This is a genomic window from Luteibacter sp. W1I16 (assembly GCF_050434905.1).
Classification (GTDB): domain Bacteria; phylum Pseudomonadota; class Gammaproteobacteria; order Xanthomonadales; family Rhodanobacteraceae; genus Luteibacter.
In genome coordinates, this window is record NZ_JBNDJJ010000001.1 from 1,445,965 (window position 1) to 1,458,978 (window position 13,014).

Below are 13,014 nucleotides of genomic sequence, written 5' to 3' on the forward strand. Positions count from 1 at the left end.
AGCCGACCCTGTCGGCGATGGGTGCTTGCCTCGACCTGGCCCGCTGCCGCGGGATCGCCGACAAGGTCGGCTCCCACCAGGCCCACCAGGCTGGCTCCCAGGACGGCCAGAAAAAAACCCCGCCGTCGAGGCGGGGTTTTTCGTTCAACCGCCCGGCGGCGTCATCGGTGTCAGCTCGAACTCCTTCGGCGGCGTGTCACCCTTCAGGTAACGCACGAAGTAGTCCCAGCGGCGGCGCGTCATGTACTGCGTGGCGGCGCCGTAACCGTGGTGGGCGTTGGGGATCATGACCAGGTCGAAATCCTTGTTGGCCTTGATCAGCGCGTCCACGACGAGCAACGTCTCGTACGGCGGGACGTTGTCGTCCGAGGTGCCGTGGGCGAGCATCAGGTGACCCTTCAGGCCCGACACCCACTTCTGGTTCGCCTGGTCATCGTAGTTGGACTTGCCGTCCTTGTCGGTAACCAACAGTCCCTGCCACTTCTCCGCCCAGTCGTCTTCGTAGTTGCGGTTGTCGTGGTTGCCCGATTCCGAGATACCGACCTTGAACACATCGGCGTAACGGAACATGGCCGTAGCGGTGGCATTGCCGCCGCCGGAGTGGCCCCAGATACCGACGCGATCGCCGTCCAGCCAGGAATACTTCTGCACCAGCTGCTTCACCGCGGCGACCTGATCGGGCAGCGTGTTGTCGCCGATGTTCTTGAAGTACGCGTCGTGGAAAGCCTTGGAGCGCCACGGCGTGCCCATGCCGTCGACGGCCACCACGACGAAGCCCAGTTCGGCCAGCGCCTGATTGTCACCGTGCGAGGGAATGAAGCTGCGCGTGCGCACCGAGCCCGTTTGCGGGCCCGGGTAGATGTAGACCACGAGCGGGTACTTCTTCGATGCATCGAAGTTCGTCGGCTTGAACATCTGGCCGTAGAGGTCGGTCTTGCCGTCGCGCGCCTTCACCGTGAACGCGGTCGGCGGCACCCAGCCCTTGGCCTTGAGACGCGAGATGTCGGCGCGCGCGATTTCCTTCACCGTGGCGCCGGTATCGGAGCGGCGCACCACGGCGACCGGCGGCGTATCGATCGTCGAATACGAGTCGAAGAAGTACGTGCCGTCCTTCGACATCGACACGCTGTGGTCGGCGTTTTCAGGCGTGAGCAAGGTCAGTCCCTTGCCGTCGAAACCGACCTTGTAGAACTGCTGGTAGTACGGATCGACGCCTTTCTCGCGGCCCACGCCACGGAACCAGATCGTCTTCGTCTTCGGATCGATGTGCAGCACCTGGGTGACGTTCCAGTCGCCCTTGGTGATCTGTTGTTCGAGCTTGCCGGTCTTGAGGCTGTACATGTACAGATGACCCCAGTTGCTCCGCTCGGAGAACCAGATCACCTGGTCGGTTTCTGGCACGTACTGCCAGTTGGCCATTTCGTTGCCGCCTTCGAAATAGGTCTTCGCCTTTTCTTCGAATACGGTACGGACCTCGCCGGTTTCCGGATTGGCCACCCGGAACCACTCGTGCGTGTGGTCGCGCGCGGTGGAAACGAAGGCGATGCTCTTACCGTCGTCGGACCAGCGCACGTCGTCCCACACGCCGGGGCTGCACGAAACGTCGTCGCAGATGGTCGAACGGTGCTGATCGGGCGGCATCTTGAAGCGGACGACTTTCTTCGTCGGCACGTCGATGACGACGCGCTCGATCATGGTCACGTCCTTGTCGCCCGGCAACGGATACTTCCAGGTGTCGACCTTCGGGTGGCCGACATTGACGCTGACCAGGGTCATTTCGCCGGTCTTGCGCTGGTCCTGCTGGAATGTGGCGATCTTCTTCGAGTCGGGCGACCAGACCAGGATGGCCTCGTCGGTATGCTTCCAGCCCGCGTTGTCGGTGGCGTAGCCGTAATCCTTGACGCCGTCGGTGGTCAACTGCGTTTCCGCGCCCGAGGCGATGTCGCGCACCCAGAGGTTCCAGTCGCGGATGAAGGCTTCGGATTTGCCGTCCGGCGACTTCAGCCCGGGCTCGTCGCCGTAGGTCTTGCCGTTCGCGTCCTTCCTCAACGCGGCGAGTTCGCACTTGCCGACCGCCTTGTCGCAGACGTAGCGCTTGCCATGCGAGGTGATGTCCAGGCCATCGTCCGGACGGACGACGAAGCCGGTGACGGGCAGCTTGGCCGCGTCGACCTTCTTGCCGGTCGCGGCGGAAAGGGCCGCGGCAACCTTGTCCCGATCGAACGCGCGGGTGGCTTCGCCGGTGGCGGCGTCCACCTTCATGAACTGGTCGCCGTCCTTATCGTGGTCGCGATACCAGAAGTGGCCATCGTCGATCCAGGTCACGCGCTGGACCGAATGGTCCACCAGCGGCATGGTGTTGTTGGCGAGGAACGAGTCCGCGCGCCGGTAATCGTCGGTGGTGACGGTCTGTGCCGAGGCGGAGGCCCCGATCAGGCCGAGGAGGACGGCGCCGGAAAGCGCCGCGTTGCGTGTGATTGACATCGATGGTCCCCGTGACGGCAGGGCGGCGCGGAAAGCGCCGCAAACCGGACGAGGCTAGCCCCCGCCGGTCGGCGGGGCCTATGCCAGAGGTCATGGGTGGGCTAGGCGTTGTGCGGCTCCGTACGGAAACGGCGGCCCTGGCGTTCCACCATTTTCAGGGCCAGGGCATCCGGCATGAGCTTGAAAAGGCCTTTTATGGCCCGGTTCACCCGGCCGTTCACGTACACCGCCTTGCCCGCATCCACGGCATCCAGCCCCTGGCGGGCCACCGTGGGCGCGTCCATCCACATGAAACCGGGCATCTTCGAGACCAGTTCGCGTGACCCGGTGACGTCGTGGAACTCGGAATACGTGAAGCCGGGACACACCGCCGTGGTGTGCACGCCCGTGCCCTTCCCTTCCAGCGCCAGCGACTGCGAAAACTTGATGAGGTAGGCCTTCGAGGCCGCATACAGCGTATGCCCCGCCGAGCCCGGCACATGGCCCGCGAGCGAGGCGACGTTGACGATGCGGCCGTAGCCGCGCGCCTTCATGCCCGGCAGAAGGCGATACGCCAGTTCGGTCGGCGCCGTCATCAGCACCTGGATGAAGGCCGCGTGCGTCGGCCACGGTTGCTCGTCGAAGTAGCCGGTGACGCCATAGCCGGCATTGTTCACCAATACGTCGATGGACAAGCCCTGGGCATCGAGCGCCGCCACGAGGGCCTCGGGACCGTCCGGCCGCGCCAGATCCAGCGGCGCGACGATCGCCTCGACCGCATGGCGTTCCCGCAATTCCTTGGCCAGCGCTTCGAGCCGGTCGGCACGGCGCGCCGTCAGTACGAGATCGTACCCGCGACGGGCCAGTTCGCGGGCGAACGCCTCGCCGATGCCCGCCGATGCGCCCGTCACCAGGGCGCGGCGATTGGATGTCATGGATGCTCTCCCGTGCAGCCTGTTCGAACACGAGTATGCACCGGCGAAGCATGAACGAAAGGGGGGCGTCGTCGCAGGCACGACGCGCCTTTCACGGTTCCATACGCCCTCGGGCCGCGAAGCTCATGTCCCTACGGCAACCCTGTCGGCCAATGAGGAGTCCATGACGATGACAAGCACCGACCACGACATCAAGGTTCTCAACACCCTTATCGAAACCACCATCGACAGCGCCGAAGGCTACGGCGAGGCAGCGAAGGATGCCGAAAATACCCGCTACGCCGCCTCGTTCCAGCAGCGCGCGGCCGAACGCCGCCAGCTTGCCCGTCGCCTGCAGCAACAAGTCAGCTCGCTCGGCGGCAAACCCGAGGACGATGGTTCGGTACTGGCCAAGGCGCATCGCATGTTCGTGGAACTGCGCGCGAAGATGAGTTCGAGGGACGACACGGCCATCGTCGACGAGGTGGAGCGCGGCGAGGACCACATCAAGGCGAAGTACGAACACGCCCTCGAAGACAACGACGTGACGGCCGGCACGCGCTCACTGATCAACGAAGCCTACGTCACGGTGAAGAGCGGGCACGACCAGATGCGCGACCTCAAGCATGCGCTTCACGGTTCGACGCACTGATCCAGACGAGGCCACTCCGTCACGGAGTGGCCTGGGTGGCGGCCTGTTCGATCAGCGCCGCCATCTCCTTCGGGTGCGACTGGTAGACGGAATGGCTCGCACCCTTGACCTCGATCGTGTGGCTCTGCGCACGCTTGGCGTACATACGCTCCAGGTCGGGATTGATGATCTTGTCGGCGGTCGCCACGGCGTACCAGCTCGGCTTGTCCTTCCAGGCGGGATGACCGGCGGGCGAGTCGAATACCGACGCCGCGGTGAGCCCCTGCGCATTCGCTTCGAACGTGGCCTGGCTTAGTGGAAGGTCCGCGGCGAAGTCGGCGGGATATTTCGCGGGATCGAGATAGAGGAAGCCATCGGTGGTTTTCTTGATGTCCTTGGTCTGACTCGTCGCGCTGGGGAAGCGCTTCCCGTTCGCCACCTCGGTCTCGCCCTGGTCGAGCGCATGCGCTGCGATATAGACCAGCCCCACTACCTTCGGATCGTTGCCCACGTCGGTGATGATGGCGCCGCCATAGCTATGGCCCACGAGGATCGTCGGGCCGTCCTGCATGTCGACGATGCGCTTGACCGCTGTCACGTCGTCGGCGAACGAGGTCAGTGGATGCTCGGCTACCGATACGTGGTAGCCGTTCTTCACGAGGATGTCGTAGACCGGCTTCCACCCGCTTCCGTTCACCCACGCGCCGTGAACCAGGACGATGTTTCGCACGGGAGTCGCCGCCATGGCGGAGCCACTGGCGAAGGCGCCTCCGAAGAGGATCGCGGCGAAGAGGAGCAGGGTCGCGCCTTTCTTGCTGTTCATCGGGAGAGGCCTTGGCGGAGGGAATCCGGAGAGAGCAAGAGCTGTCTGCCCGGTACCGCCCATTCTGGCTTCATCGGCGCGGTGTTATTGGCGAACCTTGCACCTAAAAACGAAAAACCCACGATGACTCGTGGGTTTTCGAACGTGCCGTAATCGTGCCCGTCGTGACGGTGCCTTAGAACGGTTGTGCCCACCTGAGCTACGTACTTTATGAAAGTACTTCAATTCGAACAATCACTTAGCCGGTCCAAACTCTACACCGAGCGACAAAATTGTCGAGATCTGGGGCGAATCCTGCACGAAACGCTACAAAAACGCTCCTTCTGCGGACGATGACGTTCGAGCCCTAGTGAGCCCACCATCTCGATTAACCATAGCCTGGCCAGAATGGGACGCCTATGGTTTAACTTAAGCGAAGTCAGTCTGCCGCGCTGGGCTAAACACCGTTCAGCGGCGAGCCTAGGCATTCACGACCTCGATGATCTCGTCGGCGGTCACGCGGACGGGGTGCCGGTTTCCGAGGCTTACGCGGATCGGATCAAAAACGGCCAATCGTCGGTTGCTCCTGGCGATTGTGTCGTGATGGGAGTTCAAGTCCCTTCCCGCGAATCGGCTGAATCGTCCCATCGTATCGATCAGAAACCGGGCCGCACTGTACTCGTCGGTCTCGTTGTTCCCGTCGAACCCTGGTAGGGTCGGTGCCAGAGTGGATTCGGTCTCGTCCAGTACCCTCTGCACATCTGCCGCAGGGAGTGCAGCGAATCCCTCCTCAATGAACGACCACATGTCCAGAACATCGACAACGTGATCAACGTACGGCGGATTTTCTTGGTCGCTCGACCACGGTAGCTGAACATCCCATCTAATGGCCCACTCGTTCCCGCTCCATAGCGCGTCGTGGATCAGCTTCGCGTTGATCCCGTTCTTGATCCCTGCCGCCTGATGCATCTCGGCGACCATCGCCAGCATGAGCTTTTCTGCGTCAGTCAGTTCCATGCCCTTCCCCTCGCGTTGGTTGATCCTCACCCGGGGACGGATGCTACAGCCATCTGGCGCACCAGGCGAAAATCGTCGGTTCCGGCCCAGCGGGAGGGCCGACCTATGCATTAGTGGAGTGGCCAAACTATGCCTTAACGCGCAGATTGCGCGATCCGCCATAGTTTGTCCGACTTCGCGAACCTTGACGGACTATGCGTTCACCCGAAGGTTGTCCGAAATGAGAGACATTGAATGAACTCGTCGATAGTTTGTCCGCGACTACCTCCACACGGTCGCCGGTGCCTTTCCCAACATAGAAAGGCGCTACGCATCGGTGGCATATGCGCGGACACTCTCCTCACTTGGAACCTCCCCCTTCTCCAGAAGTGTCACGAAGGCACGGACGAAGGCATCCTGCTGCTCCCGATACGCCGAATCCTTCGCCCTTATGTCCGCGTCCGCCAGGTAGTGCCAGATCAGTTCAGGGACGAATGGACCAAGTCCGCCCGCCGAGGTCAACGTGTCCTGGACCCGGCGAGCTTCGACGTACCAGTCACGCAATCCCTCTTTGGTCGAGATATCTTTCCTCATCAACTCAGACAGCAGGGTATGCAGCTCGTATATGCGATCGTGTTCTGGCTTCACGGTTTCTTTCTCCAACGCAGCCACCGAGGGTCAAACAACGTTATGTGACTGGCCTCTCCGCGAGAAAGGCGACCCACATTGAGATGCAGGATAGGCGTATTAGTGGGGTCACCCTTGTAGGGGTGAAGATCCAAGCGTATGCCCCACTGACTTTGCTTCCAACGGACCCCGAAGAGTCGTCCATTCGCATACGCTGCGCCCGGCGACGGACCATCGAAGCTAATATTCTTCCGCAGAGCCCGCGCGCCAACCGCAACCCCAGCCGCACCGCCAACCGCTTCGTAGCCCACGGCACCTGTCGCAAGGACGGTGAAACCTCCCACTCCCGTGGTCATCGCAACGCCACCAAGGGGATTGCCTCCGCCTGGGTTACCCATTGGATCGACGTTCCCAAACCACTCGTCCTGGTACTGGGACGTTGTGGGCTGCACGGATGTTCCGCCCCGCCGATCGCTGGTATCCCTCAAGCGCTGGACTTCGGGTGAAACCTCGGGCTGATTGTTGCCCGGCACTGGGCATGGCGTTTCGCCCCCCATATTGTCGATGCATTCCTCGCCAAACGGATCGGAATAGGTGGTCGGGTTGTCGTTCGCGTATGCATAGCGATTGAACGAGAACACGTCGGCCGGAAGTTCCTCTACCGGGTCGATGCTCAGGAAGCGACCCGTCTCGGGATCGTAGTACCGAGCCTGCATGTAGGTGAGATCGGTATCGATGTCGTTCTCATGTCCGACATAGCCCGGGCCCGCCTCTGGCACTCCGCTCACTTGGGCACCGTAAGGCCGGTAGTCCGCCGTCGAGAGCAAATTTCCGGCCGCGTCGGTGGTCGCCAGCACTGTTCCTTCGGCACTGGTGTAGAAGTAAGTGACCACCTCTGCGGCATGCGCAACACGGATACCTGAGGCGAGCATGAGGAAGCCGACCAGCGCGAGCAATCGCTTTAAATTAATCATCGCCATCGCCCTCATATCGCATTCACCCAGGCAGAGCAGCCCACCGCATTACAGGCACGCACCTGGTACCCGTAGAGAATGATCTCCCCGATCGGTCCCGTTTCGACTAGCTGCGATGTCGTCGGTGCGTTCACGTGCCACATCGTGGTCGTGTTGTTGCGGAGCACTTCGTGATATGTGGCCCCCGGTGTAGCGCTCCATGTGATGGTATAGATCTCGCGATTGCCGCTGAAAGAGTCGATGGCATGGACGTTGGAGGGAGCCGAGGGGACGTTGTTGACGGAGACTGTCGCAACGGCGCTGTTCGGACCGCAACCGCCGGTATTGCAAGCCGCCACGACGTAAGCGTATGTGCCGTTGCCTCGTCCCGCGGTACTCCAGCTACCCGCCGCATTGTTCTGGACAAGGCCCCAGTTGCCACCGTTCACACGCTCATACAGGGCGTAGCTGGCCGCGCCCGCCACGCCGGCCCAGCTTACCGTCCAGGCGCCGTTGCTCACGGTAGCTGGTGCGCTGATACCTGGCGCCGACTGCGGTGCGATCGTGACGCCGACGCCGACGCTAGTCTTGTAAGGCCCGCAGTTGCCGCCATTACATCCGCGCACACGATAAACGTATGTCCCCGTCGCCCCGACATTGAATGAGAATGACGTTCCCGCCCCGCTGTAGATAAGACCGAAGGCTCCACCGTTGAAACTCTGTTCCAACTGATACGTCGTGGCATATGTCGCTGCCGACCACGACACGACCATGGGCCCGTTGCTCGTTCCCGGCACGGAAATCGTTGCAGGTGCCGGCGGAATGTGGGCCACCGTAACGGTGTTCGAAACCTTCTCTACACTACAATTCGCGGCGACGCATGCGCGCACCCGGAAGGTCCATGTGCCGTCGGCGGGATTGCTTACCACCGTCGAGAGGTTCGCGCCTGTATAGAGCGCGGCCCAGGCGCCTCCGTTGTATTGCCGCTCCGCCTGGTAGGCCGTGGTACGCGCGGAGGCGGCCCAGCTTACAGTGATGGACGCAAGGTCGCCCGCCACGCCGGCGGATGCGCTCGCCGGCGTATCCGGTGCCGACGCCGAGGCGGGCACGATCGGAACGCCCGAATTATCGAGCTGCCTGTCGTCGCCACCAAGGTTCGAATGTGCCACCACGTAAATGGAAGCGCCGGCGTGGGCAAGGCGAGTCGCCTCCGGAATCGCGATGGCGAAGCCGTAACCTGTTCCCGTCGTTCCGCAAGCGACGGTATCTGTGCCGACACTGGGTTTGTTGGCCAGCACTGCGGGACCCATGGAGGTGCCCGTTCCAGCCGGCCCACCGATGAACACTTCCACCGGCACGGCATTCGTGGATCCCTGCGAACACGCCCAACCGTTGAGCGTGGCGTTTACGCCGCTCTCGGACACGCCGGCCACGAAACCAAGCAGGGTTTCCTGCACGTTTTCCGCCGCGGCCACGAGTTTCTTGCCCAGATAGATATAATCCTTGGCTGTCTGGGTATTCGGGTTGTATTCCCACATCAGTTGACCAGATGAGCTGTAGGCGGAGTATTTGGGCAGCAAGGCGCCCGAAGGCGTGTTCTTGACGCGACGACCGTTCGCGTCGTAGGTGTAACTTGCAATGCCGGCGATACCGCTGAGGCGGTCCGCCAGGTCGAAGGCCAGCACCTGCCCCGCCCGATTCGTCACATTGCCGTGCACGTCGTAACCGTAAGACGTGGCGACCCCACCAGACGTGGTGATCGACTCAAGGCGGTTCGATGTGCCGTAGTTATAGCTACGCCCCGTGGTCACTCCACCGTTCAGTGTGTCGACCCCGGTGATGTTGTTCAGCACATCGTAGTGATACGTGTCCACACCCCACAGCGGCGATGCCGCCGTGGCGAGACGATTAAGCCCGTCGTAGGAGAACGTCTTACTTCGCTGGGCACCCGCCGTGTGGTCGACTATACCGATGATGTTGTCGGCCGGGTCATACGCAATAGACTGGTCAATGATCTCCGCGCCGGCCTGACCGTATGCGAAATCTTGCAATGCCCGGCGTCCGTTCTGGTTCGCCACATACGCCGCGCCACTACCGAAGGCGAACGACGCAAGGTTCCCGTCGGGGAAGTAGCTCACCGCCGTGGCATAGGCACCGGCCTGTGTCGCACGGCCTAAGGCATCGGGCGCGTAAGTAACCACCTTGTCGTCTGGATAGGTGATCGAGAATAACGCACCCTTGGCGTCGTAGTCGTAGGCGATGTCCCAAGCCCGCCCATCGACCTGAAGATGCTCAAGGGCGATCAGGTTGAGGTTGTTGCGCACATACGACCAGATGGTGTCCGTTCCGGATTGGGCCGTTTGCGGATTGCCCAAGCCGTCGTAGAACAGCGCCACCGGTGGGGAACCATCGGGATAAGCGATCGAGGTCAGCCGGTTCATGGCGTCGAAACCACGCACGACAGTGGCCGCGGCGGGCATGTCGGCGGCGGCCACGCAAGCCGTGCCGGCGATGGAAAGGCCTCGCGCGATCTGGATCACGTTGTCCGCGCCGTCGTACTGCATCACCGTACTGCCCGTTTCGGGCTCAACGACACGGCAGACACGATGGAACTCGTCGTGCACGTACAGTTTATCGCCACGCGGATCGCCGCCCAATTGATGAATGGCACTCACTTCGCCATAAACACTTCGATCGATCACTTGATCCACGCCGGCGGGCGCCTGGACACGAAGCGCCTGATCGTACGAGGGTGTGTCGAAGGCCTGGAACGTGGTCGTGGTTTCGTTGCCGCGTGGATCGGTGATTTTCTGGCGCGCTCCGTAGAAGTACGTCGTGCCGGTGGTGACGACGCCGTCGCTGCCCGCGTCGCGCGCCACGTAGATTTCCCGCCCGAGGGCGTCGAACGTGTGCCTTACGCCTTCTGCCGCCACGTTATACGCGGCCGACCCCGCGATTGGATAGGACGCGTAAGTTCGATTGCCTCGCCAGTCGTATGCTGCGAGCGCGGTGATCGCAAGGGCGCCATCCGATGCCCGGCGTTGTTCGACCGACAGAGAACGAAGTAAGGCGTCGAAGCGCTGAATCTCCGCATGGTCGAACTGGTTTACTGTTCGTCGCCAGTGACCGCCGACGATACCGGGTTCGTCACCGACGAATTCGTAGGTGACGACTTTGGACTCCCAACCCTTGCCGTTCGGCTCGGATTGATAGTCGATCTGTTTGACCCGCCCGATGCTGTCGTATTGGTAACCGAACGTGACACCCATCTGGTTGGTCGCCGACACGATCTGACCCAGGTCGTCCACCACAGCGGACTGTGCGTGCCCATCCGGGTAGGTGACGGTTTGCGGAATGCCGCGCCGGTAATTGCTGAGGCCAGTGGTGTGCAAATTGGCGTCGGTTAACGAAGCCAGGTCGCCACCGTTCCAACCGTAGGTCATCACCGTACGACCAAAACTTTTCCGCTCAATCGGCCTTGCAAGTCCGTCGAAGATAGTCTCTGACACGGGTGTCGCCTGCGAGCCTTCCAGGACCTCCATCTTTCCCACCTGCCCAAGCACCCAATGGGAATGGTCATCGGCGTAGGTGGCGCGCTCCGTGCGGCTGCCCTGGCCCGGAATGCCGCCACCACGAACGACGGTTACCGGCCGTGCGAAGACATCAAAACCGCCTGCGGGCACCTCCCAAAGATAAGAATCCCCATCCTGCAGAATCGTGCGCTTCCGCACGGGCGACAGCATCTCCAGCTGATCGTGGTTCATCAGCAGCTGGAGGTTCGAGCCTAAGCGCGCGGGCCACGGGCCGGCGTTCGCTGCAGCGTATTCGTTAATGTCGGAGCGGATCGCCGTGGGGTTGCCGGCAGAATAAGTATCCTCTTGCCGCAGGAGCGTTTCCGTCGCTCCCCACTGGTTGGAGAAAGTGTGCCTGACACGGCTGCCGTCCGGATCCGTTTCTTCTGTCCATACGGTGTTGGCGCAACCGGCGGTGCATTCTGTATTCCAGCTTTGGTTCGGCGGGGAATACGCAAATGTCCAAACCTGCGTAACGCCGGCGCCCGTGTACTGCTTTTGGGTTACCGACGAAGCAATGTAGGCATGCGGAATGGTGATGCGATTCACCCCGCGATCCAGAATGCAATTCCGCGGGACAGCGGACCGTCCGCGCAATGTGGAAGTCAGCGTGAAGGTGCCGGTCAATCCCGAAGGATGCGTGACGGCGACTGTACCGACCTGGGGCGGACCCAAGACGTTGTACAGGCACCCGGTGTAATCCACGTGCAACTGGCCGGAACCACCGCCCTGCCCCGTGCCAAGCGCAAGCATATTGTCGAAGGTCCACCCCGAACCGTTGGGCAATGTCACTCCGGAAAGGACAGGCTCATCGGCCGTGCCGCCGTAGTTGTACGTCCAGGTGCGGTCGCCCGTCGACGCGTGCTGCGTCATCGTGGTCACGCGCTCGCCCATAGGGTAGACGCCCGCTGAATGCGTCCACTGCTGATAGGTAAAGGTGACGCTGCGGCCGTCGTCCGCCGTGATCGAGGTGAGGTGGTTGTCGACGTCGTAACCGTACGTGAGCGTCCTGCCGAAGCGATCCTCGGCATGACTGGCCTGCAGGGTAACAATGCGCCGCTTTAGCGCGCCGCCGCCGGGATGCGCCAGACCCGAGGTCGGTCGCCAGGACAGACGATCCAGCCAGTAGCGCGTACCGTCGGGGCTTACGGCCACAAAGGTTTCGCCGACCCCCGCCGTATTAACGCAACCCAGTACCCAGTTCGCGCGCGTGACTGCCGTGATTGGGATGGGCGAACCGTCGGGCATCGTCAACTGCGGCACGTTGTTGTTCGACGTGTCGCGCTTGAGCACGTCTTGAGTACCCGCGCCTGGGATCTTCAGCTGGATACCATGCCACCAAGTGTCCGGCTCCCACATCACCCCGTCTTCGCCGGGCTTCGTCGGCACGTCGATAGTGCCGGCCCCATAGAAGCTGCTACAGCGTTGCGGCTCCTCGAGGAAGTACCAGAAGTGAACGTCATGCCCGGAGGTATCAGTGAAATTCGTTTCCGCAGACAAAGTCTCTAGCTGCGGAGCCGTCAATTCCCAATCGGCGAAGCCTTGCGACATCAGTGGAAACACGTAGGCCTGCGGGCCACCGACAGGCCGCGCGTGGACGGTTCGTTCGACAATGATGGGAAGGCCATTACCCTTCGCCTCGAGATCTACTTGCCGAAACGACAGGGATCCGTCGTAAGTGCTAATGGATTCGCCGAGGGCATTGGGTCCTAACGGTTGAATGTCGTCGCTGACACGAAGCAGCTTCTTCCATTCCGACTCGATGGATACCGACTGAGCGGTGACCGCCGTCGCCAATGTCCCAACGACACACGCCAGCACAGCGTCGCGCAAACGCGACTGCCAGAAAGCACCCATCCGTTGTTTCCCCTGTAGAACTGCTTGTTCGGAACGAGGCGGCCGGACTAGGTGGCGGCCATCGTGCGCACTTCGTGTTGTAGGTTTATACGAAACTCTCGACGCCAAGAGCAAGCTATTGCGACCCTTAATCAGCACACATCTAAGAGCGCGGCGGGATGTTGCCGAAAATGCATACTCATCCGTCCATCCCAAGGCC

8 protein-coding genes are annotated in these 13,014 nt (G+C 61.9%); 1 reads left to right on the forward strand and 7 read right to left on the reverse strand.

The annotated features are described in order from the left end of the window. Positions 1–144 precede the first annotated feature (144 nt). Positions 145–2,484 (reverse strand): DPP IV N-terminal domain-containing protein, encoded by a 2,340-nt coding sequence (locus tag QFZ41_RS06550; protein WP_429198010.1) that lies wholly within the window; start codon positions 2,482–2,484, stop codon positions 145–147. A 101-nt stretch (positions 2,485–2,585) separates the two neighbouring features. Then, on the reverse strand, positions 2,586–3,398 hold the full coding sequence (locus tag QFZ41_RS06555; RefSeq protein ID WP_429198011.1) for an SDR family NAD(P)-dependent oxidoreductase: 813 nt from the start codon (positions 3,396–3,398) through the stop codon (positions 2,586–2,588). A gap of 169 nt (positions 3,399–3,567) precedes the next feature. On the opposite strand from QFZ41_RS06555, the gene QFZ41_RS06560 reads away from it, so the two are divergent. After that, positions 3,568–4,029 carry a PA2169 family four-helix-bundle protein gene (locus QFZ41_RS06560; protein WP_429198012.1) on the forward strand — a complete coding sequence of 154 codons (462 nt, stop codon included), beginning with the start codon at positions 3,568–3,570 and terminating at the stop codon, positions 4,027–4,029. A gap of 19 nt (positions 4,030–4,048) precedes the next feature. Here QFZ41_RS06560 and QFZ41_RS06565 read toward each other — a convergent pair whose 3' ends face one another. The 5 genes from QFZ41_RS06565 to QFZ41_RS06585 all read right to left on the reverse strand — a co-directional run bounded on the left by QFZ41_RS06565 (position 4,049) and on the right by QFZ41_RS06585 (position 12,815). Next, positions 4,049–4,831 (reverse strand): alpha/beta hydrolase, encoded by a 783-nt coding sequence (locus tag QFZ41_RS06565; protein WP_429198013.1) that lies wholly within the window; start codon positions 4,829–4,831, stop codon positions 4,049–4,051. A 459-nt stretch (positions 4,832–5,290) separates the two neighbouring features. Continuing rightward, complete coding sequence (locus QFZ41_RS06570) at positions 5,291–5,827, reverse strand: YfbU family protein (RefSeq protein ID WP_429198014.1); 537 nt, start codon at positions 5,825–5,827, stop codon at positions 5,291–5,293. A 306-nt stretch (positions 5,828–6,133) separates the two neighbouring features. Then, entirely contained in the window at positions 6,134–6,454 is a 321-nt protein-coding gene (locus QFZ41_RS06575; RefSeq protein WP_429198015.1) for a hypothetical protein, read from the reverse strand. After that, positions 6,451–7,413: an RHS repeat-associated core domain-containing protein gene (locus QFZ41_RS06580; RefSeq protein ID WP_429198016.1), complete on the reverse strand. Its 963-nt coding sequence runs from the start codon at positions 7,411–7,413 to the stop codon at positions 6,451–6,453. Before QFZ41_RS06580 ends, QFZ41_RS06575 begins: the two co-directional genes overlap by 4 nt. Before the next feature lie 5 nt (positions 7,414–7,418). Then, positions 7,419–12,815, reverse strand: a complete 5,397-nt coding sequence (locus QFZ41_RS06585) for a hypothetical protein (RefSeq protein ID WP_429198017.1) — start codon at positions 12,813–12,815, stop codon at positions 7,419–7,421. Between the last annotated feature and the right edge of the window lie 199 nt (positions 12,816–13,014).

Coding starts and splice junctions, on each gene's coding strand:
- QFZ41_RS06585 (WP_429198017.1), bottom strand. CDS start 12,815: ATGGGTGCTTTCTGGCAGTCGCGTTTGCGCGACGCTGTGCTGGCGTGT.
- QFZ41_RS06550 (WP_429198010.1), bottom strand. CDS start 2,484: ATGTCAATCACACGCAACGCGGCGCTTTCCGGCGCCGTCCTCCTCGGC.
- QFZ41_RS06555 (WP_429198011.1), bottom strand. CDS start 3,398: ATGACATCCAATCGCCGCGCCCTGGTGACGGGCGCATCGGCGGGCATC.
- QFZ41_RS06560 (WP_429198012.1), top strand. CDS start 3,568: ATGACAAGCACCGACCACGACATCAAGGTTCTCAACACCCTTATCGAA.
- QFZ41_RS06565 (WP_429198013.1), bottom strand. CDS start 4,831: ATGAACAGCAAGAAAGGCGCGACCCTGCTCCTCTTCGCCGCGATCCTC.
- QFZ41_RS06580 (WP_429198016.1), bottom strand. CDS start 7,413: ATGGCGATGATTAATTTAAAGCGATTGCTCGCGCTGGTCGGCTTCCTC.
- QFZ41_RS06570 (WP_429198014.1), bottom strand. CDS start 5,827: ATGGAACTGACTGACGCAGAAAAGCTCATGCTGGCGATGGTCGCCGAG.